Below are 21668 nucleotides of genomic sequence, written 5' to 3' on the forward strand. Positions count from 1 at the left end.
CGCTCAGCTCACCGGCGCTCAGCTCGCTTCGAGGCGCCTCTTCTCGGCCTCGATGTCGTAGTCGGCCGCGGGCCACTGCGGGTCGATGCGCTCCAGGGCGTCCAGCAGCAGTTCTTGCACGGCGAGGCGCGCGTACCACTTGCGGTTCGCCGGCACGACGTACCAGGGCGCCTCGGGTGTCGCGGTGCGCTCGAACACCGTCTGGTATGCGGCCATGTAGTCGTCCCAGCGCAGGCGCTCGTCGACGTCGCCCGGGTTGTACTTCCAGTACTTGTCGGGGCGGTCGAGGCGTTCGGCCAGCCGCTGCTTCTGCTCATCGCGCGAGATGTTCAGCATGACCTTCACGATGCGGGTGCCGGTGGCCGTGATGCGCTGTTCGAAGACGTTGATCGCCTCATACCGGCGCTCGATCTCGGCGGCGTCGGCGAGGGCGTGCACCTTGCCGATCAGCACGTCCTCGTAGTGGGAGCGATCGAAGACACCGATGAATCCAGGGGCGGGCAGGTGCTTCTCGATGCGCCACAGGAAGTCGTGCTCGAGCTCTTCGGGGGTCGGCTTCTTGAAGGCCGCCAGCTCGACGCCCTGCGGGTCGACGCCGCCGACGACATGACGCACGATGCCGCCCTTGCCGGCGGTGTCCATCGCCTGAAGCACGAGCAGCACGGATGCCGTGCCATCGCCGCGGCTGGCGAAGAGGCGCTCCTGCAGGTTGCCGAGCACCTGCCCGCGCCCCTCGAGCGCCTGCTCGCCGTCGGCCTTGTCCCCCGTGAAGCCGGGGGTAGAGGCGCTGTCCACATCGGAGAGCGAGAACTCCTCGTCCACGCGCAGCAGGTCGACCGGGTCGTGCGTCCATCCATGCGTCTTCATGCAGACATCATGCCCGCTCCGTGTGCCCGGCGCACGAGACGGGATCGCGATGTCGGTGGTCTCGGACACAATCGGAACCATGGACACGTCGCTTCTGATCATCGTCGTCGCGCTGCTGGCAGCGGCTCTCGCGGGCGCGCTGGGATTCCTGCTGGGAACGCAGCGCGGGCGCTCCTCCGATGCCGCACAGCACGCCGAAGCGGCGGCGGCCGGCCTGCGGATCGAGTCCCTGGAGCGCGACGCCGTGGCGTTGCGCGCCGAGACCGCATCGCGTGTGCACGAAGAGCGCGGTCTGGCGGAGCGCCGGGTGGCCGAGGCGCGGGCGCTCGGCGAGAAGGCGGTGGCGGATGCCCGTGCCGAGGCCCACGCGCGGCTCGAGCACGAACGCGCCGAGCACGCCCGGCGCCTGGACGAGCTGCGGTCGGATCAGAAGCGTCTCGCCGACGAGTTCGACGCCCTCAGCCGCCGCGCGCTGGAGCAGAACACGAAGGTGTTCCTGCAGCAGGCCGAGGAGCGCCTCAAGCGCAGCCAGAGCGAGGGCGCGGCCGAACTGCAGAAGCGGCAGGACGCCGTGCAGCAGCTGATCGAGCCGATTCAGAAGACCCTCGATACGGTCAAGACCGAGATGACGACGGCCGAGAAGTCGCGTCTCGAGGCGAACGCCGCCCTGGCCGAACAGCTGCAGTTCATGCGTCAGTCGTCCGAGACGCTGGGGTCCGAGACGCGCAAGCTGGTCAGCGCGCTGCGCGCCCCGCAGGTGCGCGGCCGCTGGGGCGAGCTGCAGTTGCGGCGGGTGGTCGAGGCATCGGGCATGGTCAACCACGTCGACTTCGACGAGCAGCCGCATCACAGTACCGATGAGGGCGCGCTGCGTCCCGATCTGGTCGTGCATCTCGCCGGCGACAAGCGCGTCGTGGTCGATTCGAAGGTGGCCTTCAACGGCTATCTCGAGGCGATGGAGGCCACCGACGACACCGTCCGCACGCAGCGACTGCAGGCGCACGCGCGACACCTGAAGAAGCACATCGACGATCTGGGTACCAAGGAGTACTGGGATGTGGTGGCCGGCTCCCCCGAGTTCGTGGTGATGTTCGTACCGGCCGAGCCGTTTCTCGCCGCCGCACTGGATCAGGACGCGACGCTCTACGAGTACGCGTTCGAGCGCAACGTCGTCATCGCGACCCCATCGACTCTGATCGCGCTGCTGCGCACGGTCGGCCACGCATGGCGCCAGGATCAGCTGGCGCAGGAGGCGCAGCAGATCTTCACCGTCGGCAAGGAACTGCACAAGCGGCTGGGCACGCTGGGCGGGCACCTCGCCAAGCTGGGCCGGAGCCTGAACTCGACCGTCGATGCGTACAACCGGTTCGCCGGTTCGCTCGACCGCAACGTGGTCACCCAGGCGCGCCGGTTCAGCGCCCTGCAGGGGCTCGATGATGTGCTCGCCGACGCCTCGCCGGTCGAGGCCCTCGCGACCGCACCGCAGAAGAGCGACCTCTACGAGCTCGAAGAAGCAGAGCCCGACGCCGAGCGGTACGCCAGCGCTGATGTGGGCGAGGTCACCCAGCGGCTGGAGTGAGCGTCAGACGTCAGCGTTTCAGAGGGATCTCGATGATCTGCGGACCGTCGATCGGAGAGGTCAGCGCCTGGTCCAGTGACGACCGGGTGTCGATCCGCGAGAACTGCCAGCCATAGGCCTCGGCGAGCGCCGCCAGGTTTGCGGCGTGCGGCGTGTAGAACGCTCGGTCCAGGTCGGCCGCTGGTGCGGTGCCGGCGACCTCGAGGGCGTCGAAGATCGTTCCGCCGCCGTCATTGCCGACGATCACCTGAATGCGCGGTGCCGGTTCATCCTCGGGCAGCAGCAGTGCGCCGACGTCGTGCAAGAACGACAGGTCGCCCAGCAGCACGCGGGTCGTCCCCGGCGATCCCTCGGCCTGGCTCGCCAGCGCGATTCCGATTCCCGTTGCGATGGTCCCGTCGATACCCGCCAGGCCACGGTTGGCGTGCACCGGCACTTTCTTGCCGCCCAGCACCCGGTCGGCGACCCGCACCAGGCGCGACGACCCGAACACCAGCCGATCATGCGGCCAGGTCGCCCGCCAGACGGCATCCACCAGCATCTCGCGATCGACCCGGGCGCGTACGGCGTCCAACTCCGCGCGCACGGCTCCCAGCCGCGTGGCCTTGTCGTCGGACGACAGCCCGTCGTGGTCCGGTGCGGGCGCGCTGAGGTCGACCATGCGCGCCTGCGAGGCCGTCATCCATGCACCCAACCACTCTCGATCGACCGCGCCGGGTGCCACATCGACGGAATCCAGCGCTGTTGTGCGCCCGTTCAGATCGAGCGCCTCTCCCCCGCACCGCACCGCGAGCACCTCGACGTCCTCCCGCGCCAACAGCGCCGCGACCTCGCGGCTCAGCGTCGGATGCCCGAGCACCACGACCCGTTCGATGCGGCCGCCGAGTGCGGCCTCGCCGAGCAGTTCGCGATAGCCGTGCACGAGCAGGCGTCCGAATCGTGCACCGCTGACGATCTCGGCGATGAGCGGCCAGCCGCCGTTGTGGGCGAGCTCTTCAGCATCCGCCCCGGCATCCGCGCCCGCGATCACGACCGTGCGCGGACCGCGCGGCAGCACGAGCGGTTGCGCACGCGGCGGGGTCGGTGCGTCCGCGGGCGTGACGGCCGGAAGTTCGATCGTCGCCGACAGAGGCTCCCTCGTCGGCAGGTTCAGTTGCACCGGGCCACGGACGCCGGGCAGTCCTTCGCCGTCGCGTCCGAGAGCCGCGCGCACGGCACGGACGCCGAGCCCCGTCCATGCGGTGGGAACTCCCAGGCCGATCGTGCTCTGCTCGGCGCGCCCGGGCTCAACACGCCGGTCTGCACCGGTTTCGTCTGAGATTTCCGACACAGAATCGGTGATTCCTGACACAGAATCGGTGGTCGCCGTGTCCGCAGGCACAGGCGCGTCGATCAGCAGACGCGTGAACGCTCCGAAGATCCCGGGCTGCACGGTCGCCTGGTTGGCACCGATACCACGCAACTCGGGCGGACGGTCGGCGGTCAGCAGCAGTAGCGGCACGCCGGCATGGAAGGCCTCCATCACCGCGGGAAGCAGGTTGCCCGCGGCCGTTCCCGAGGTGCACAGCACCGCCGCGGGCACGCCCGTCTCGCGCGCCATGCCGAGCGCCGTGAACCCGGCGACACGCTCGTCGATGCGCACGTGCACCCGCAGAACGCCCGCTCGGGCGTAGCCGACCGCCGCGAGAGCGATCGATTGAGAACGCGAGCCGGGCGCGAGCACCAGATCGCGCACACCATGACGGATCAGCTCGGCGAGCAGATCGGCCGCGGCGTCACTCGCCGGCGACGCGGTCACGACCGCGGATCCGCACCGTCGGTCTCGTCATCGAGGCGCGCGAGCTCTTCCTCAAGCTGGCGGATGCGCTCGTCTTGTTCCATCTGGCGGATGCGCTCATCTTGCTCGGCCGTGCTCATGCGCCGCAGCGCCTCGGGATCGTCGTCGGGGTGCAGCGAGAGAGTGGTGCGGGTGTCGCCCTGACGGCGACGTCCGAGCGCGAACCACAGGATGCCGCCGAGCACCGGCAGCAGCACCACGATCAGTACCCAGATGCCCTTGGAGACGCCACGGTGACGGTCGGCCGGTTGCACGGACACGTCGACGATGCTGAACACCCAGAAGATGACAGCAAGGAAACCGCCGACGATCAGAGCACGAGCCATATCCCCAGTGTAGGTCGCCTACGCGGCGGCGGCACGGCGAATGCCCGCGCTCAGCCACCACCTAAGCCCGAATCGTAGACTGGGGCGGTGAAGTTGCCACCTCTCCTCGTTTACACCGTGCTGCGGCTGCTGGCGTTCATCGTGCCGCTCGCGATCATGTGGCTCTTCTTCCCGATCTTCCGGGAGTTCTGGTGGCTGGCCGCGCTGTTCTCGGCGCTGATCGGCATGAGCATCTCGTTGCTGTTCCTGCGCGCGCCGCTGTCGAACGCGTCCCGCCAGATCTATGAGAAGCGCAACCGCGCGACGTCCGACGAAGACGTAGAGGACGCCGCTTCGGACTGATCTGAGCCGCAGGCTGGTCAGAGCGTCAGCGCGACCAGCGTGATGTCGTCGTGAGGCTTGGTGAAGACTCGCACGGGCGCGCCCGCCTCTGCCGCGCGGATCTCGTCGGCGATCTCGCCCAACCGCTCCTGCACCGCCAGCTCGGCGAAGCGCTCGATCGAGTGCGCCGCCAGCCATTGATAGCCGCGGGTGCCGCCGTCGGATGCCGCCACTATCGCACGCAGATCCGCCACGGGCGTCCGCCCGGTGAGGGCGTGTCGGGCGGCGCCGGGATCAGTGTGCGCGCACCAGAACCCGCCGTCGACGTTGCGCATCTGATCGAGCGCCCGGAAGCGCATCTCGGCGGGCGCCTCGGCGATTCCGGCCTGGGCCGCCAACTGCGCGGCGCGTCGGCGCACGGCGTCGTCGATGCGGGCATCCGTGATCTCGCGCACGCCGCCGTCGGCGGTGACCACGACGATCGACGCATCGCACAGCACCAGGTGCTCGATCTCATCGCCGGTGATCCGCCAGGCGGCGACGGTGGCGCTCGGCGACCCCAGGGCGAGGTCACACGTGTCGGCATGCGCCGCCGTCACTTCACCGATCGCGCCGGCGAGGGCATCCGTCATGCGGGTCGTGCGGTCCTCCAGTCGCACGCGGAACGCTTCGGCGAGCATTCTCGCGTACCACGCCACCGAATGCCCGCATCCGCGGCGGGACGACTTCGGCAGACCGGCGCCGTCGACGACGACCGCGATCCCCTCGCCGAGTGCGCAGGCGTCCTCGCTCTCCCGCCCGGGCTGCGCGGGAAGCGCGAATAGGACGGGTTCCATGAGTATCAGCCCACGAACGCCCAGTAGAGGAACCCGGCGTACGCGAGCGCCGTGAGCGAGGTCAGGCCCAAGGCGATGACCAGTTCGCGCGGCTGCCGGTACCACCAGACGATGACGATGGCCGGCACCCCGGCCAACAGGGCGAGCAGCGACAGCCAGGCGATCGGGTAGATCAGGGCGATCATCGCCGCGATCCCGAAGGGCACCAGCACGAACAGCGTGAACAGCACCTGGGTGGCGCGCTTGCCGATCAGCACGGTGAGGGTGCGCTTGCCCACCCGACCGTCCTGCACGATGTCGCGCAGGTTGTTGGCCAGCAGCACGGCGCAGGCGAACAGTCCGGCGGCGATGGCTCCCAGCCAGGCCGGCAACGGCAGAGCGAAGGCCTGCACCCACGTGGTCCCCAGCGTGGCGACGAGGCCGAAGAAGACGAAGACGAACACCTCGCCCAGCGCGTTGTATCCGTAGGGGCGTTTGCCGCCCGTGTAGAACCAGGCCGCGACGATACAGGCGGCGCCGACGGCGAGCATCCACCACTGCTGCGTGCGGATGACGATGGCGAGTCCGGCGAGGGCGGCGAGCGCGAAGAACACCAGCGCGACGGTGAGCACCCGTTTGGCGGGTACACGCCCCGAGGCGGTGAGGCGGGCGGGACCGACGCGTTCGCTGTCGGTGCCGCGGATGCCGTCGCTGTAGTCGTTGGCGAAGTTGACGCCGATCTGCAGCAGGAGGGCGACGGCGAGGCAGAACAGCGCGATCACCCAGTGCAGGTTGTGATCGATGGTCTGTGCGGCTCCTGTGCCGATGATGACGGGCGCGGCCGCGAGGGGCAGCGTGCGCAGCCGGGCGGCGCCGATCCAGTCCTTCACCGTCACCGGCGGGAGCTCCAGTACGGGCTGCTTGGCCGGGTTGCCGCTGGTGCGCGGCCGGTGCTGAGCGCGCTTCTTGCTGTTCTTCTTGGACTTTCCTGCCACGTTGGGCATCCTACTGGCCGTCGCGATGCCGGCCGGGGAAGCACGTCAGGTCGTGGCGGTCACGATCGGACGCCGCTCGTAGAAGGTCTGCAGCACGACCGTGGTGCGTGTGCTCACGTTCGCCGCCAGACGGATGTCGCGCACGAGCTGTTCCAGTGCACGCGGCGAGGCGACGCGCACGAAGAGCATGTAGGCGGCGTCGCCGGCGATGGAGTGGCACGCCTCGATCGCCGCGAGGTGTTCGAGCAGTTCCGGGGCGTTGTCGGGTTGGGCGGGGTCGAGAGGGGTGATCTCGATGAACGCCGACAGGGGCGCGCCGACTTGTTCGGGGTCGAGCACGGCCTGGTAGCCGGCGATCGCACCCCGCGCTTCGAGTCGCTTCAACCGCGACTGCACGGCTGAGGTCGACAGCCCGACCTCCTGGGATAGCTGCGCGAGCGTCGCGCGCCCGTCGAGCGAGACGGCGGCGAGAAGTGCGTGGTCGACAGCATCATCCATGAGTGGAATAATAGCGAACGAAACACGCAATCACCGGAAAATTTCCGTTGTCTACGCGATCGGAGGTTCACATGTCCATCATCACGCCGCACACGCAGGCCGTCATCGGAGAACCCGAGGTCGTCGAGGACACCGCAGCGTGGCAGCAGCTCAAGGCCGCCGCGATCGCTCTGCGCACCCACCAGGTCAAGGACGGTTCGATCCCCGAGACCGGTGCGCACGATGAGGCGCGCGCGCTCGTCGGAACCATCATCGACAGCATCCGCACGCTCGCCCCGTCCTTCCCGCACGACGCGGCCTACCTCGAGGCGGCCGTGGTCGACTTCCAGCGCTGGGCCGATGAGGACTTCGGCGTGCCCGACTTCCTCGACTCGCTCGTGGCGTTCCAGCCCCAGCAGAACCGGGTCGACGGCATCCGCCACCTCGTGATCTTCCCGATGTACACGCAGAACGGCTCCAGCGACCGCCTCGTCGAGGCGCTCATCGTCGAGACCATCTGGCCCGAGTTCATCGCCGAGCTCGAAGCAGGCGACTACGGCAACAAGCTGTTCGTGTCGCTGCGCCTGATCGACTTCACCCCCGGGTACGACACCAACTCGGCCGTGCTCTTCCCCGAGACGGTCGCGATGCGCGAGATCCCGCCGTTCACGTGGGGCGCGATCTTCCAGGACCGCGAGGCGGCGCGGTACCGCCGCGTCGTGCGCGCGGCATCGCAGATCACCAAGCTCGAGCTGCCCGAGGCCGCGGCGCGGATGCTGGATGACCAGCAGCTCACCGAGAAGACGTTCGTGATGTGGGACATCATCCACGACCGCACCCACATGCGCGGCGACCTGCCGTTCGACCCGTTCATGATCAAGCAGCGCATGCCGTACTTCCTGTACTCGCTCGAAGAGCTGCGGTGCGATCTGACCGCGTTCCGCGAGTCGGTGAAGATCCAGAAGTCGCTTGCCGAGCGCACCGATGCCCTGTCGGACGCCGAGCAGGAGATGCTCGAGCACGCCGGCCTCGTGCAGTACGCCGTGATCTTCGACCGCATCTTCCGCTTCGCGATCACCGGTTCGCGCCTGCGCAACTATGACGGCCTCGGTGGACAGCTGCTGTTCGCCTGGCTGCACCAGCGCGGTGTGCTGCACTGGACCGACACCCAGCTCGCCTTCGACTGGGAACGCGTGCCCGAGGCTGTCGTCGCGCTCGGAGACGCGATCGACGACCTGTACTGGCGCTCGATCGACCGGCCGAAGACCGCCCACTGGCTGGCCGCGTACGAGCTGGTGCGCTCCACGCTCGAACCGCACCCGGCCTCGGTGTGGGCGCGCGGGCTCTCGGATGAGGTGCTCGCCGGGCCGCCGAAGGGGTTCACCGACGCAGTGCTGGACGACGAGTTCCCGCTGTCGATGTTCTTCGAGGCGCTCGACAAGAAGATGAAGCCGGTCATCGAATCGACGGTCGGCATCCGCGGCACCGACAACTGATCCAGAGAGACCCGAGGGCCGCCATGAGCATCGCTGGACGCACGATCGTCCTGGCCGGCGCGACCAGCGCCGCCGGACAGACGGTCGCTGAGGCACTGATCGCGGCCGGCGCGCACGTGGTGGCCACGGGCCGCTCGGTCGAGCGCCTGGCACCGCTGGCCGCGGCCGGCGCGCAGGTGGAGGTGTCGGATGCCACCGATCTGAGCGACATGGCCGCACTCGCCACGCGTCTCGGTCGCGTCGACGGGGTCATCCCGTTGGTCGGCGGATGGCGCGGCGGCGGTGGTCTTGCGGGGCAGAGCGACGAGGACTTCGTCGCTCTGCTCCCTGCTCTGCACGCGGTGCGGGCGACCAGCCGCGCGTTCGACGCGGCACTGCAGGCGTCGGATGCCGGACGCTTCGCCGTCGTGTCGTCGACGGCCGTGGAGCGACCGCTGGCGGGCGGCGCGAACTACGCCGCCGTGAAGTCGGCGACCGAGGCCTGGACGCGCGCTGTGGCGCACGGCTTCGCGAAGGCCGCCCGCGACGGCGAGCGACCTCTGGCTGCCGCCTCGGTCGTATTCCGCGCCAAGGGGGCGCTTGATCCGGACGCGCTGGCGCGCGCCGCGGTCGATTTGTGGGATTCGGATGCCACCGACCTGAACGACCGGATGCTCCCCCTGGGGTGAGCGCGGCGCCGGGTCGGCAGCGCCCCGGTCGCGGACGTCATTCGGCCGTCTTCGCCGGGGGCTCCTCGTCGCTCGACTCGTCACGGAGGACGGGTTCTTCGACCAATCCGCCGCGTGCGGCGATCGGGTCGAAGGCGGCTTCGGGCGGCGGCAGCTGCTGTTCGGGAGCGTTCTCGTAGAGCGCGCTGAGCGTGCGGTAGGAGCGGGTGAAGAAGGCCAGCACCGCCACGACCACGATGATCAGGCCGGCGAACAGGCAGATCAGCGCGATCCCGCGGGTCTCGCCGTCGCCGAGCAACCAGCCCCATTGCTGCTGCCCTTCGTCCGCACGCATGTACGGAATGATCAGGAACTCAGCGATCGGGGCGATCAGGAATGCGGTGATCGGCGCTGCCCCTGCCTCCATCGCAGCGGCCATACCGAACACTCGACCCTGGCGGGTGAACGGCACGACCTTCTGGATCACGGTCTGCTCGGCAGCCTCGGCGGGCGGGATGAGCATCATGTACAACCACATGCCGATGACGAACAGCGGCCACCATTCGCGCAGCATGAACAGCGCGCCGAGCGCGCCCATCGCGATGACGACCAGCAGCAGCGTGCGCACGGGCCGCTTGCCGAGCCCGAACTTCGCCACCAGCGCGCCGCCGATCAGAAAGCCGGTCGAGGCGAAGGCCAGGGCGAACCCCCAGGTCTGGGCATTGAACAGCGTCAGCCCGTAGGGGTCCATCAGTGCCATGTAGACACCGCCGATGAGGTTGTTGAACGTCGAGAAAACGATGAGCGCGAACAGCCCTGGCGCGGCACGGATCGCCGCGACGCTGCCGCGGAAGTCGAACGCGCCCGGTGCGCTCGGATCGCGCTCGGGCTCGCCCTCGGGTATCCGCACGAACAGCAGGTGCACGAAGGTCAGCCCCATCGCGGTGATGGCGATGATCAGCGTCCACCCCATGCCGAGAAAGCCGATCGCCAACCCCGAGAACACGCTCGTGATGAGAAACGCGATGCCCTGCACGGTTCCCACGAGCCCGTTGGCGTTGGCCCGACGCTCTTCGGGGATCAGCAGGGTCACGGTCGTGGACAGCGCGATGTTGCGCAGCTGCTCGATCACGCCGCCGAACAGGATGACGCCCGAGAACAGCCAGAACCACGGACCGCCCAGGTCGAGCAGCGCAGCCTCGGGATGCACCGCGTAGATGACGCCGGCAACGATGAACGCCGCCGCCGAGACCACGCTCGACACGAGCATGACCGCATGTTTGCGATGCCGGTCGACGAGGGTGCCGAAGATCATCGAGAAGAAGGCGATGAACAGCATGTAGGCGCCGCCGATGATGCCCGTGGCCAGCACCGACCGCGTCTCGAGGTAGACCCAGAAGGTCAGCGCGAACCACAGGAAGCTCGTCGTCACATTGGCGATGAGCGTGTTGACCAGGACGTTCGCGAACGCCCGCCTCGCTGCGGTATCGATCACGGTACGAGAGTAATCACGGCCACCGACATCGGATAGGGGCACCTCGGGCATCCGATCCGGGTATCTTTCCCGCGCGCGCACGCGCGAGGCCCACGCGCCCGTAGGCTGGTGCGGTGAGCCTTCTGCATGACGCCCCGCTGCACGACACCACCGTGCGCGGCTTCGCATCCGACAACTACTCTGGCATCCACCCCGAGGTGCTCGCCGCGATCGCGGCGGCCAACGGCGGTCACCAGGTCGCCTACGGCGAAGATCAGTACACCGCGCGCCTGAACGAGGTCTTCGTTCAGCACTTCGGCGAGGGCGTCGAGGCCTTCCCGGTCTTCAATGGCACCGGCGCGAACGTCGTCGGTCTGCAGTCGATGCTGCCGCGGTGGGGCGCGGTGATCTCAGCATCCACGGCGCACATCAACGTCGATGAGGGCGGGGCGCCCGAGAAGGTCGGCGGGCTCAAGCTGCTGACGGTGCCCACCGACGACGGCAAGCTCACGCCCGAGCTGGTCGACCGCGAGGCGTGGGGCTGGGGCGACGAGCACCGCGCACAGCCTCTCGTCGTGTCGATCACCCAGTCGACCGAACTGGGCACCCTGTACACCGCGGACGAGATTCGCGCGCTGGCCGACCACGCACACGAGCGCGGCATGAAGCTGCATCTCGATGGCGCACGCCTGTCGAACGCCGCCGCCGCCCTCGACCTGCCATTGCGCGCCTTCACGCGCGACGTCGGCGTCGACGTGCTCAGCTTCGGCGGCACGAAGAACGGCGCGATGCTCGGCGAGGCGGTCGTGGTGCTGAACCCGGACGCCACCGCCGGCCTGCTGTACGGCCGCAAGCTCAACATGCAGCTGGCGTCGAAGATGCGCTTCGTGTCGGCGCAGCTGATCGCCCTGCTCGAGGGCGACCTGTGGCTGCGCAATGCCCGCCACGCCAACGCCATGGCGGCCCGCCTGCGGGCCGAGGTCGAGCAGGGGCTCGCCGATGGCAGCATCCGCGGTGTCGGCTTCTCTCAGCCCACCCAGGCCAATGGCGTCTTCGCGACGCTGCCCGACGGCGTCGCGGACCAGCTGCGCGAGAAGTTCCGGTTCTACGACTGGGATGCCGCACGCAACGAGGTGCGCTGGATGTGCAGCTTCGACACCCAGGAGTCCGACGTCGACGCCTTCGTCGCCGAGCTGGCCCGCCTCACCGCGGCCTGACCCGGCCCGTCCCTCTTCGCCGAGACCCCCACCTGGCGTCGAGACCCCCACGTATGGACGTCCATACGTAGGGGTCTCGACGAGGAGTGGGGGTCTCGGCGTTGCGGGAGGGGTGGGCAGGGCGGGGCCGGGCACGGTGGGGCGGAGCAGGGCAGGGCGGATGCTGTCAGCGCAGCAGGCCCAGGTGCGACAGCGCCTGGCGCAGCAGTGTGCCGCGGCCGCCCTCCATGTCGGCGGCCAGCGCGTCGGATGCGGCCTCCTGCGGGGTGAACCAGGTGACTTCCAGTGCATCCTGGCGCGGCTCACACGTGCCCGTGACCGGCACCACGAACGCCAGCGAGACGGCGTGCTGACGGTCGTCGTGGAAGGCGCTGATCCCCGGCAGCGGGAAGTACTCGGCGACCGTGAACGGGTCGGGCGACGGGGGCAGCAACGGGAAGGCCATCGGCCCGAGATCGTTTTCGACGTGACGGAACAGGGCGTCACGGATGCTCTCGCCATACCGCACGCGCCCCGAGACGATCGTGCGCGTCATCTCACCGAGGGGCGTCGAACGCAGCAGCACGCCGATCGAGGTCACCTGACCGGAGCCATCGGTGCGCACGGGGATCGCCTCGACGTACAGCATCGGCAGGCGGCGGCGCGCCTCAGCGAGCTCGATGTCGGTCAACCACCCCGGGTTGCTGTCGCGCGGCGGCGCGGCGTCGAGCCCGAAGTCGTCGTCGGGATCTGGGTCGGGTGTGCGCACCGTCATGGCTCATTTCTACCAGCGTCGGACGCTGCTGGCAGGATGGACCCGTGACCGTCTCGATCGATCCGACCGCCACGCTCTGGTCTGCCGGCCCCCGCGAGGGCAAGCCGTTGCTCGTGCTGCTGCACGGGTACGGCGCCGATGAGAACGACCTGTTCGGTCTGGTGCCCTATCTGCCCGATGACATCGCCGTCGCCGCCGTCGCGGCGCCGCTCACGCCGCCGTGGCCGATGCCGGGGCGCTCCTGGTACCCGATCGACTCGCTCGACACCCGGGACGCCGCGGGCATCACAACCGCGGCCGAGGCCCTGCTGGCATGGCTCGATGAGGTCACCGAACCCACGACCCCCGTCGCACTGCTCGGCTTCTCGCAGGGCGCGGCCGTCTCGCTGCAGGCGCTGCGACTCGCACCGGCGCGTATCGCCTCGGTCGTGGCGCTGAGCGGCTATGCCGCGATGGGCGAACTCCCCCGCGACGCGCGGTTGCGCGAGGAGCGCCCGCCGGTGTTCTGGGGGCGGGGCAGCCACGACGACGTGATCCCGGCATCCCTCGTCGCCCACACGGCGCAATGGCTGCCCGACCACACAGAGCTCTCCGGCCGCGTGTACGCGGGGTTGACGCACAGCATCTCCGAACAGGAGCTCGCCGACGTGCGCGTGTTCCTCACGAAGTGGCGGGACGCCGCGACGGCAGAGTGACGGCGCGGTGAGCACCGACGGCTGAGCGCCCGTGTGCCGGCTCAGGGGCGCGGTTCGTCCTCGACGTCGTCGGAACCGTCATCGTGATCCGCGTCTGGTGCGACCTCGGATGCATTGTCGGGTTCCCGGCCCTCCGGTGCGCTGCGGCGCCGCTGCAGGGAGCCCAGCCATTCTGGGGCGGCGCTGATGACGACGCCGATCGCGAGACCGAGGCCGATCCCCAGGCCCATGTTGTCGAGGGCCACGCCGAGAGCGACGCCGACGCCCATGCCGATGGCGATGCCCGCCCCCAGTGCGAGGCGCCGGCTGGTCTCATGGCCGCTCGGATGATCGTGCATTCCTCGACGATACGCGCCCGTCCGGGCTGGCACCTCCACCGCGCGACGGATAGGGCCCGGGGATCGACCGCTCCGGGGTTGCGAAGCGCGACACGCCCGGGATACAGTCTTCGAGCCCCTGTCCGCTGTGTTGGGAAGTCCATTGATCTGAATCGTCGCCTCCGCGTCATCATCCACGCGCCGATCCGACGATCCTGTTCTTCCCCGGCATCCGGGTTCATCTCACAGACCGCCTCGCCCTCTGACGGCGAGCCGTCGGCATCCGCGCACCCGCACACATCCGGGAGTCGCCCATGTCATCACTCACCTCCACCGCGCCCGTCACCTTCGACGGGCTCACCCACACCTGGCCTGACGGGACCGTCGCGCTCGACCAGCTGACCGGGGCGATCGGCCCCGGCCGCACCGGGCTGGTCGGCCGCAACGGGTCGGGCAAGACGATGCTGCTGCGTCTGCTCGCCGGCGATCTGCACCCGACATCGGGTCACGTCACCATGAGCGGCGAGGTCGCGTACCTGCCGCAGCGTCTCACCCTCGACACCGGCCGTCGGATCCCAGAACTGCTCGGCGTCGCCGTACCGCTGGACGCGGTACGCGCGATCGCCGCGGGCGACGTCGACCCGGCGCACTTCGATGCGGTCGGCAACGACTGGGACATCGAAGCGCGCGCCGAAGCAGCGCTCGCCGAGGCGGGCCTCGATCCGTCGTTCCTCGACCGCACGGTCGGTGAACTCTCGGGCGGTGAAGCGATGCTCGTGGCGGTGGCGGGCATCCGTCTGCGCCGCGCCCCGATCACCCTGCTCGACGAGCCCACCAACAATCTCGACCGCGGGGCGCGAGCACGCCTGGCCGATATGGTGCGCGCCTGGAGAGGCGTACTCATCGTGGTCAGTCACGACGTCTCGCTGCTGGAGCTGATGGATGCCACGGCCGAGCTCTACCAGAACCGTCTCACCGTGTTCGGCGGCCCGTACTCGCAGTGGCGCGCCTGGTTGGATGCCGAGCAGGCCGCGGCCGAGCAGGCCGAACGCGACGCCAAGCAGGCGCTGAAGAGAGAGAAGCGTCAACGGATCGAGGCTGAGCTGAAGCTCGCCACACGCGCGCAGACGGCCCGCAAGGCCGAGCACGAGAAGCGGGTTCCGAAGATCATCGCCGGCGGGCGCAAGAGCGCTGCGCAGGTGTCGGCCGGTCGGCTGCGCACCGAGATGGCCGGAAAGGAGGATGCCGCCCGGCAGGCACTGGATGACGCTGGGCACCGTGTGCGCGACGACGAGACGATGAAGATCGAGTTGCCTGACCCGCACGTGCCCGCGAGCAGGCGGATCGCGACGCTCGGCGACGGCGAACGGTCATGGGTGATCCAGGGGCCCGAGCGGGTCGCTCTCATCGGCGCGAACGGGGCGGGCAAGACCACACTGCTGCGCCGGCTGCTGGCATCCGCTGTTCACAACTCCGGAGAAACGGGCCGGATCGGCCCGGATTCTGCTGTTCCGGATGGTCTCGGGCAGATTTTCCGGAGTTGCGAACCGCACGTCGACCGCATCGGGTACCTTTCGCAGCGCGTCGACGGGCTCGACGATCGCGCCTCGGTGATCGCGAACGTGGCGGCGTCGGCACCGCACGTGCCCGACAAGCAGCTGCGCAACCGGCTGGCGCGCTTCCTCATCCGTGGGGCGGCCGTCGACCGGCCCGTGGCGGCACTGTCGGGCGGCGAGCGATTCCGGGTTGCCCTGGCGACGTTGCTGCTCGCCGATCCCGCTCCGCAGCTCGTGGTGCTCGATGAGCCGACGAACAACCTCGATCTCGATACGGTCGGGCAGCTGGTGCGGGCGCTGCGCGCCTACCGGGGTGCCGTGCTGGTCGTCAGTCACGACGACGTGTTCCTCGCGAGTCTCGACATCGACCTGACGCTGGAAGTGTCGGTCGGCGACGACGCAGAGCGGATGCTGCGCGAGGTGCCGTGATCACGACTCGGGCGGTGCGGACCGCGCCGCCCGAGTCACGTCAGCCGTCGGCGCCTCCCCGCTCGTCGATCAGTCGTTGCGCGGCGTCTCGCGCTTGCTGCAACGATTCCCCGACGCGGGCGTGCGCGCGGAAGACCTGCCGTTCACCGATCCGGCGGATGATCCCGGTATCGCGCAGCTGCCGGTGCACGGCCTCGCTGACGCCTGAGATCATCAGCGTCCCACCGGCAGCGCGGATCCGCTCGGCGTAGGTCGCGATGACCCGCAGGAAGGTGCTGCCGAGCGCTTCTTTGCCACGCAGTCTCACGATCACCACGGCGCCGTCGAGCCGTGCCGGTACGGCGGGGAGCTGCTTCTCGAACACCGGAGCCGCAGCGAAGAACAGGCTTCCGTACGGTGCGAGCACCACCACCTCACCCGGCGGGATCGTGGCCGGCGGAGCGGACTCGATCGGCAGCGCGCTGAGGTCGTCGAACTCCCATTGCCGCAGCACGACCCGGTTCGACTGCTGCACCACGATCAGGATGACCGCGAGTCCGACGCCGGTGAGCACGGCGTACTGCAGCGGGATCAGCAGGGTCAGCACGAACGTCACCGTCAGCACCGTCGCCTGCACGATACCGGTACGCCACACCATGTAGATGTCGTGCACCTTGAAGGTGCGGACGCCCACGATGATGAGCAGGGCCGCCAGCGCCGACATGGCGATGTAGCCGATCAGCGAGGCGAAGGCCAGCACCGTGATGCCCATCACCACTCCGGCGAAGAGGTTTGCCAGGGCAGTTCTGGCACCTGCCGCGCGCACGAGGGCCGTCGCCGACATCGACCCGCCGACGGGGATGCCCTGGAAGAACCCGGATGCCAGATTCGCGATCCCCTGGCCACGGAAGTCCGCCGACGCGTCGGGGTAGCGGCCGTCGGGGTTCGCGATCGACCCGCTGATCGCCGCACCCTGCACGAGCCCCACCAGCGCCAGCGAGAGCGCTGGCACGATCAGGGCGAGCACCACCGACAGGTCGGGCATCTGCATGCCGGGCAGCGTCTGCGGAACCTCGGCGATGTCGCCGATCGTGGCGACCCGATCGATGCCGTCGAGCAGCGCCAGCGCGGCGGCCAGACCGGAACCGACGATGACCGCGACGACCAGCGCCAGTGCTCCGAGCCGGGTGCGTTCCAACAGCAGGATCAGCGTGACGGTCACGACGCCGACGAGGATCGTCGGCCAGCTCCACTGCCAGAAGTGCAGGAGCGAGTCCAGGGTCCTGGCGATGCGGTTGGCGCCCTCGGCGGCGAAGCCGGTGGCGTTGTCGATCTGGCCGAGCACGATGTTCACGGCGACGGCGTTGACGAAACCGACCAGCACGGCGGTCGGGATGAACCTGACGAGCGAACCGAGGCGTGCGATCCCCAGCACGAGCATGATCACGCCGACCATGAGCCCGAGAGTGGTCAACGCGGCCGGTGTCAGGCCGCCGGGGGTCTCGGCCGAGACATCCGAGATGATCACCGCCATCGCACCGGTGGCCTGCACCGTCATGAATGCCGACCCGGTGGCAAGCGCCCCGCCGATCGCACCGAACATGTACGCGTACAGGCCGTGCAGTGGGTTCACGCCGGCGAGGACGCCGGCGGCGAGACCGTCGGGGACGCTCTCGACGCCCAGCACGAGCCCGGCTTTGAGATCGGATGCGACGGTTTTGCGCCCGCCGAAGCGGCGCAGGTAGCCGCGCAGGTTCCGCTTTACCGCTGCGAACGTGTCTGCCATGGCGCGCGTCCTGCTCAGCCCTCGCGCAGCGGCACGCGCACGTCGCCGCCGGATTCCTCGGTCAACCGCTGCCCCATCTGCACGTAGGTGGGCTGAGCGATGAAACCGCCCGCGAACAGCGCCTGCCCCTGCGTGAACCGCTGTGATCGGCTGACCTTGTCGCCGGCGAAGCCGAAGACGTCGGCGAGTTCGGCGAGATCCCGCGGTGCGTTCACCCGCATCAGGCCGAGGTTGTCGCACTGCGAGAGCACGTTCGGGTGGATCTTCGTCGGCCGCTGCGTCGACAGCAGAAGCCACAGGCCGAACTTACGGCCCTCTGCCGCGATCTGCACCAGCTGCTCGGTCAGTGCGCGTTCGACGTCGGTGCGGGGATTCGGGGGGCACAGGTTGTGCGCCTCGTCGATCACGATGAGGATGGGTCGGCGTTCTTCGCGGTTGCGCCAGAGGTGCTCGAGGACGGCGAGCGCGGCGATCTTGGGCTCGGCCTGGTGCGCGAACCCGCCCAGGTCCATCACGGTCGCGCGGGGACGTTCATCGATGGCATCCGTGACCGTCGTCGAGCCACGCGACCACAGGTCCCAGTCGAGCACCTCGAGGTTGTCGACGCGGTTGGCGAGACGCCGCATTCCCGGATCATCGGATGCCCGCAGCCGGGCGACCATATTGTCGGTGTCGAGCACCTCGGTGTGCTCTTCGATGTGCAGCAGCAGGTTGTACTCCTCGGGGTCGGCGATGGGGTCGAGCTGCAGCAGTGCCGCTTTGGACGGCGTCGACAGGTCGACGTAGCGCACGTGCAGGCGTTCACCGTCGGAGCGCGAGGAGTGGAACACCCGGATGTCGGTCTCGGCGATCCGGTTCGCGACGTCGTCACCGGCGCTCTCTCGCGCTTCGTTCAGTCGGACGAAGTCGGAGTTGGGGTCGAGGATGAGCATGGGCAGTTCGGTGTGCAGCAGCAGCTGCTCGAGCACGACGCCGAGGGCGTAGGTCTTTCCGCTGCCGCTCTGGCCGCACCAGAACGTGTGGCGGTTGAATCGGCGCGCGTCCAGCTGAACCGGCGCGTTCGGGGTGTCGAGTTCGGTACCGATCGTCAGCTGCGTCATCTTCCACCTTCGTTGTGCGTGACGGGGCCATGCGTACCACTGAACGTAGAGGATGATCCGGCGCGTGACGAGAGCGGATCGCCCTGCCATGATGAGCAGGGTCCCCATCATTCGCGCACGGAGGTTCCCATGCTCGAGGTTCTCGGTAGCGTTCTACCCACCGCCGTGGGTATCGCGATCAGTCCGATCCCGCTCATCGCGGTGATCCTCATGCTGATGTCTCCGCGTCCGCGGCAGCTCGGACTCGGGTTCCTGGTCGGCTGGTTGCTGGGCGTTCTGGTGGCGACGACGGCCTTCACCCTCCTGGCAGGGGTGATCCCCGAGCCCGAGGAATCCGACGGCGCGCAGCCCGTGATCGCGGTGATCCAGCTCGTGCTGGGGACGTTGCTGCTGCTGTTGGCCGCACGTCAGTGGCGTTCTCGCCCTGCGCCGGGCGAAGAGGCCGAACTGCCGGCGTGGATGGCGAAGATCGACTCGATGAACCCGTTCGCCGCTACCGGGCTGGCGTTCGTGCTGGCCGCGATCAACCCCAAGAACTTGTTGCTGGCCGTTGCCGCGGGCAGCATGATCGGACGCGCCGAGCTCGACGTGCCCGAGCAGTTGACCGTGGTACTCGTCTTCGGTCTCATCGCGGCGCTGACCGTCGCGATCCCGGTGATCGCCGTGATCGTGGCGCCGCACAAGGCCGCGACGCTGCTCTCGGGCATCCGCACCTGGCTCACCGCGCACAACGCGGTGATCATGATGACGCTCTTCCTCGTGCTCGGTGCGCAGATCATCGGCAAGGCGCTCGGCAACTTCTGAAGCGGTCAACCGCTCTCGGCGAGCAGGCGGCGCAGCCGTTCGCTGCGCGAGCCGGTGATCTCGATCACGCGGGTGTGCCTGGCGAGGTCGGCCGCATCCACAAGCTCGAGCAGCGCATCGTTCATGGCGCGTCGCAGGGGCAGGTCCTCGTCGGGGCCGGGTGCCGTGGAGTCGCGGTGCTCGATCGGCAGCACGACCCACAGGTCCAGATGCGCCAGCGCATCCTCCGCAACAGCCACGAGCTCATCCGGCGCCGGGTGCGCGGTACGACCCAGGTCGTGCAGAGCGTTGAGGTAGGCGACAAAATCGAGCGGAGTGCGTTCGATGATGCGGGCGGCGCCGGGGGTCGATGCCGACAGCGCCCGCGCCGAGACGAGGAGCTGCTGGGCGAACTCCTCGAACCCTGGAGCGGATGCCGCGTGCTCGACCAGCTCGAAAGGATCAGGGACGTGCTCGACCCCCGGCCTCTCGTCGAGATAGTCGCCGATCAGCGTGGTCTTGCCGGTGGCGTGCGCCCCTGAGACCGCGATCCTCACGTCCGTACCTGTCCGCTACGACGTCTTCGTCCAGGTTCCGAGCCCGCGCGTATCGAAGGTGTCGAGCCGCAGCTGCACGCCTCCGTCTTCGTGGGTGACCCACGCGCTGGCCAAGGAACCGTACGGGGCATTCTCGTTCTCGGGCGCGTACGCCATGCGCTCCTCGTCCCACGGCTGCAATGCCATCTCGGTGACACCGCCGGGTCCGATGCGCGCCACCAGCCCGTCTCCGACGGCGACGACCTCCATGTCGCCGAAGTAGTCGTTGGCGTAGCGCCCGGTCAGGGCATCCGCGTCATCCGGCAGTGCGGCGCCACCGGGCGCCTCGCTGCCCGCCAGGTCTCCGATGGGAGTCAAGTACCCCGCGAAGACGCCACCGAAGTCTGCCGTCCAGTCGCGCGTGACGAATCCGAACTGCACGAGGTCGGTGAACTCGGCGATCACCGACTCGGCCGCTCCCACGGGGGCGCCATTGGTGAGCACGACGATGCCGAGGTCGAGATCGGGGACCACCTGGAAGGCGCTGCCGGCCCCGAGCACGAACGCCCCGGAGTGCGAGTACGCGATCCGTCCCGACAGCAACGGCGAGGCGTTGAACCCGAACCCGTAGTGCGAGGGGCGCACAGCGAGGTCATTGCCCCCGCCCGAGATCACCTGCGGTGACATCGCTTCGCGCAGTGCGTCCGCGTCGATGCTCATCTGGTCGCTCTCGCCCTCGGCCAGCAGCACCCGCATCCACAGCGCGAGGTCGTTCGCGGTCGACGAGACTCCGCCGGCCGGCGCCTGGGCGTCGGGGTCGCGGTCGTACCGGGGCGTGAACTCGCCATCGATCTTGGCGTGCAGCACGGCACGGTCGGTCCGGCTCAGGTAGTCGTCATGCCGGGCCGACGACGAGTCCATTCCCAGGGGCTCGAACACCAGCTCGTCCATGAGCTCTTCCCACGTCTGTCCGCGCGAGACGGCCACGGCCTCGGCCCCCACCGTGAGTCCGAAGTTCGAGTAGTGGTAGCTGTCCCGAAACACATCGAGCGGGTTCAGCTGCAGGCGCTGCAGGATCTCGTCCCGGTCGTAGCCGATGTCTTCGAGGTCGTCGCCGGTGCCCGTGAACATGCCGGTGCGATGACTGAAGGCATCGCCGACCGTCGCGCTCTGCGCGGCGACCGGGTCCGAGAAGAAGACGCCCGGCATGAGGTCACGGATCGGTGTCCGCCAATCGAGATAGCTCTCGGATTCGGCGATCGCGGCGGCGACGCCGGTCGCCGACAGCGGCTTCGACAATGAGGCGATCTGAAAGACCGTGTCGGGGGTGACCGACTCGTCGGCTCCGATCTCACGCACACCGAACCCCTGCGAATAGACGGTGTCGTCCCCGTGCACCACCGCGATCGACATGCCGGGCACGTCGGTCTCGGCCAGAACCCGCTCCGCGATGTCGGGCAGTTCCTCCAGTGCCTCGGCTATCCGTTGCTCGCTCGTCTCGCCCTGCGGCAGGGCGAGAACGTCGGCGTTGGGCTGTGTCCCGAGGACGACACCGTCGACCGGTGACGAAGTCTCACCCGAGCACGCGGAGAGCACGAGCATCCCCAGTGCCACTGCTCCCGCTGCCCCGGCCCGCACGCTTTTTCTTCGCACCATGCCTCCCAGCATTTCCCACCGGCCGG

General features: G+C 68.9%; 21 protein-coding genes. 8 read left to right on the top strand and 13 right to left on the bottom strand.

The window, feature by feature from the left end; translation table 11 throughout:
* Positions 1 to 18: 18 nt before the first annotated feature.
* Positions 19 to 867, bottom strand: coding sequence for a polyphosphate kinase 2 family protein (locus tag PTQ19_RS12745; RefSeq protein WP_274367583.1), 849 nt, complete (start codon positions 865 to 867; stop codon positions 19 to 21).
* A gap of 79 nt (positions 868 to 946) precedes the next feature.
* On the opposite strand from PTQ19_RS12745, the gene rmuC reads away from it, so the two are divergent.
* On the top strand, positions 947 to 2446 hold the full coding sequence (gene rmuC, locus PTQ19_RS12750) for a DNA recombination protein RmuC (RefSeq protein ID WP_274367584.1): 1500 nt from the start codon (positions 947 to 949) through the stop codon (positions 2444 to 2446).
* 10 nt (positions 2447 to 2456) lie between these two features.
* On the opposite strand, the gene PTQ19_RS12755 is transcribed toward rmuC, so the two are convergent.
* Positions 2457 to 4244 (bottom strand): 2-succinyl-5-enolpyruvyl-6-hydroxy-3-cyclohexene-1-carboxylate synthase, encoded by a 1788-nt coding sequence (locus tag PTQ19_RS12755; protein WP_274367585.1) that lies wholly within the window; start codon positions 4242 to 4244, stop codon positions 2457 to 2459.
* The gene (locus tag PTQ19_RS12760; protein ID WP_179410032.1) at positions 4241 to 4609 is read right to left on the bottom strand and encodes a PLDc N-terminal domain-containing protein; all 369 of its coding nucleotides are present in this window, start codon (positions 4607 to 4609) and stop codon (positions 4241 to 4243) included. Before PTQ19_RS12760 ends, PTQ19_RS12755 begins: the two co-directional genes overlap by 4 nt.
* Before the next feature lie 87 nt (positions 4610 to 4696).
* On the opposite strand from PTQ19_RS12760, the gene PTQ19_RS12765 reads away from it, so the two are divergent.
* Positions 4697 to 4951 (top strand): DUF4229 domain-containing protein, encoded by a 255-nt coding sequence (locus tag PTQ19_RS12765; protein ID WP_274367586.1) that lies wholly within the window; start codon positions 4697 to 4699, stop codon positions 4949 to 4951.
* Between the two features lie 17 nt (positions 4952 to 4968).
* Here PTQ19_RS12765 and PTQ19_RS12770 read toward each other — a convergent pair whose 3' ends face one another.
* The 3 genes from PTQ19_RS12770 to PTQ19_RS12780 are packed head-to-tail and all read right to left on the bottom strand — an operon-like array spanning position 4969 to position 7238.
* On the bottom strand, positions 4969 to 5766 hold the full coding sequence (locus PTQ19_RS12770; RefSeq protein ID WP_274367587.1) for a protein phosphatase 2C domain-containing protein: 798 nt from the start codon (positions 5764 to 5766) through the stop codon (positions 4969 to 4971).
* A gap of 5 nt (positions 5767 to 5771) precedes the next feature.
* Positions 5772 to 6749, bottom strand: coding sequence for a 1,4-dihydroxy-2-naphthoate polyprenyltransferase (locus PTQ19_RS12775; RefSeq protein ID WP_179410029.1), 978 nt, complete (start codon positions 6747 to 6749; stop codon positions 5772 to 5774).
* A gap of 36 nt (positions 6750 to 6785) precedes the next feature.
* The gene (locus PTQ19_RS12780) at positions 6786 to 7238 is read right to left on the bottom strand and encodes an Lrp/AsnC family transcriptional regulator (protein WP_179410028.1); all 453 of its coding nucleotides are present in this window, start codon (positions 7236 to 7238) and stop codon (positions 6786 to 6788) included.
* Between the two features lie 71 nt (positions 7239 to 7309).
* On the opposite strand from PTQ19_RS12780, the gene PTQ19_RS12785 reads away from it, so the two are divergent.
* Together PTQ19_RS12785 and PTQ19_RS12790 are read left to right on the top strand one after the other, a co-directional pair.
* Positions 7310 to 8713 (top strand): DUF6421 family protein, encoded by a 1404-nt coding sequence (locus PTQ19_RS12785; protein ID WP_179410027.1) that lies wholly within the window; start codon positions 7310 to 7312, stop codon positions 8711 to 8713.
* 23 nt (positions 8714 to 8736) lie between these two features.
* Positions 8737 to 9381: an SDR family NAD(P)-dependent oxidoreductase gene (locus tag PTQ19_RS12790; protein ID WP_274367588.1), complete on the top strand. Its 645-nt coding sequence runs from the start codon at positions 8737 to 8739 to the stop codon at positions 9379 to 9381.
* Positions 9382 to 9418: 37 nt separating this feature from the next.
* Here PTQ19_RS12790 and PTQ19_RS12795 read toward each other — a convergent pair whose 3' ends face one another.
* A complete protein-coding gene (locus tag PTQ19_RS12795; RefSeq protein WP_179410025.1) occupies positions 9419 to 10906 on the bottom strand; it encodes an MFS transporter in 1488 nt (495 codons plus the stop codon).
* 62 nt (positions 10907 to 10968) lie between these two features.
* Between PTQ19_RS12795 and PTQ19_RS12800 the strand changes: the two genes are divergently transcribed.
* Entirely contained in the window at positions 10969 to 12051 is a 1083-nt protein-coding gene (locus PTQ19_RS12800) for a threonine aldolase family protein (protein WP_274367589.1), read from the top strand.
* 166 nt (positions 12052 to 12217) lie between these two features.
* On the opposite strand, the gene PTQ19_RS12805 is transcribed toward PTQ19_RS12800, so the two are convergent.
* Positions 12218 to 12805 carry an NUDIX hydrolase family protein gene (locus PTQ19_RS12805; protein WP_179410024.1) on the bottom strand — a complete coding sequence of 196 codons (588 nt, stop codon included), beginning with the start codon at positions 12803 to 12805 and terminating at the stop codon, positions 12218 to 12220.
* A 44-nt stretch (positions 12806 to 12849) separates the two neighbouring features.
* Between PTQ19_RS12805 and PTQ19_RS12810 the strand changes: the two genes are divergently transcribed.
* Positions 12850 to 13500: an alpha/beta hydrolase gene (locus PTQ19_RS12810; RefSeq protein ID WP_274367590.1), complete on the top strand. Its 651-nt coding sequence runs from the start codon at positions 12850 to 12852 to the stop codon at positions 13498 to 13500.
* A gap of 41 nt (positions 13501 to 13541) precedes the next feature.
* Here the strand turns inward: PTQ19_RS12810 and PTQ19_RS12815 are convergent, their stop codons facing one another.
* A complete protein-coding gene (locus PTQ19_RS12815; protein WP_274367591.1) occupies positions 13542 to 13838 on the bottom strand; it encodes a hypothetical protein in 297 nt (98 codons plus the stop codon).
* A 293-nt stretch (positions 13839 to 14131) separates the two neighbouring features.
* On the opposite strand from PTQ19_RS12815, the gene PTQ19_RS12820 reads away from it, so the two are divergent.
* Positions 14132 to 15802 (top strand): ABC-F family ATP-binding cassette domain-containing protein, encoded by a 1671-nt coding sequence (locus PTQ19_RS12820; RefSeq protein WP_274367592.1) that lies wholly within the window; start codon positions 14132 to 14134, stop codon positions 15800 to 15802.
* 40 nt (positions 15803 to 15842) lie between these two features.
* On the opposite strand, the gene PTQ19_RS12825 is transcribed toward PTQ19_RS12820, so the two are convergent.
* On the bottom strand, positions 15843 to 17567 hold the full coding sequence (locus PTQ19_RS12825) for a SulP family inorganic anion transporter (RefSeq protein ID WP_274367593.1): 1725 nt from the start codon (positions 17565 to 17567) through the stop codon (positions 15843 to 15845).
* 14 nt (positions 17568 to 17581) lie between these two features.
* Complete coding sequence (locus PTQ19_RS12830) at positions 17582 to 18667, bottom strand: ATP-binding protein (RefSeq protein WP_274367594.1); 1086 nt, start codon at positions 18665 to 18667, stop codon at positions 17582 to 17584.
* A 129-nt stretch (positions 18668 to 18796) separates the two neighbouring features.
* Here PTQ19_RS12830 and PTQ19_RS12835 point away from each other — a divergent pair, with 129 nt between their 5' ends.
* Complete coding sequence (locus PTQ19_RS12835) at positions 18797 to 19471, top strand: GAP family protein (protein WP_274367595.1); 675 nt, start codon at positions 18797 to 18799, stop codon at positions 19469 to 19471.
* 5 nt (positions 19472 to 19476) lie between these two features.
* On the opposite strand, the gene PTQ19_RS12840 is transcribed toward PTQ19_RS12835, so the two are convergent.
* A complete protein-coding gene (locus tag PTQ19_RS12840; RefSeq protein WP_274367596.1) occupies positions 19477 to 20007 on the bottom strand; it encodes an AAA family ATPase in 531 nt (176 codons plus the stop codon).
* A 15-nt stretch (positions 20008 to 20022) separates the two neighbouring features.
* Positions 20023 to 21642 carry a serine hydrolase domain-containing protein gene (locus PTQ19_RS12845; protein WP_274367597.1) on the bottom strand — a complete coding sequence of 540 codons (1620 nt, stop codon included), beginning with the start codon at positions 21640 to 21642 and terminating at the stop codon, positions 20023 to 20025.
* Between the last annotated feature and the right edge of the window lie 26 nt (positions 21643 to 21668).

The organism is Microbacterium esteraromaticum, assembly GCF_028747645.1.
Taxonomy (GTDB): Bacteria; Actinomycetota; Actinomycetes; order Actinomycetales; family Microbacteriaceae; genus Microbacterium; species Microbacterium esteraromaticum_C.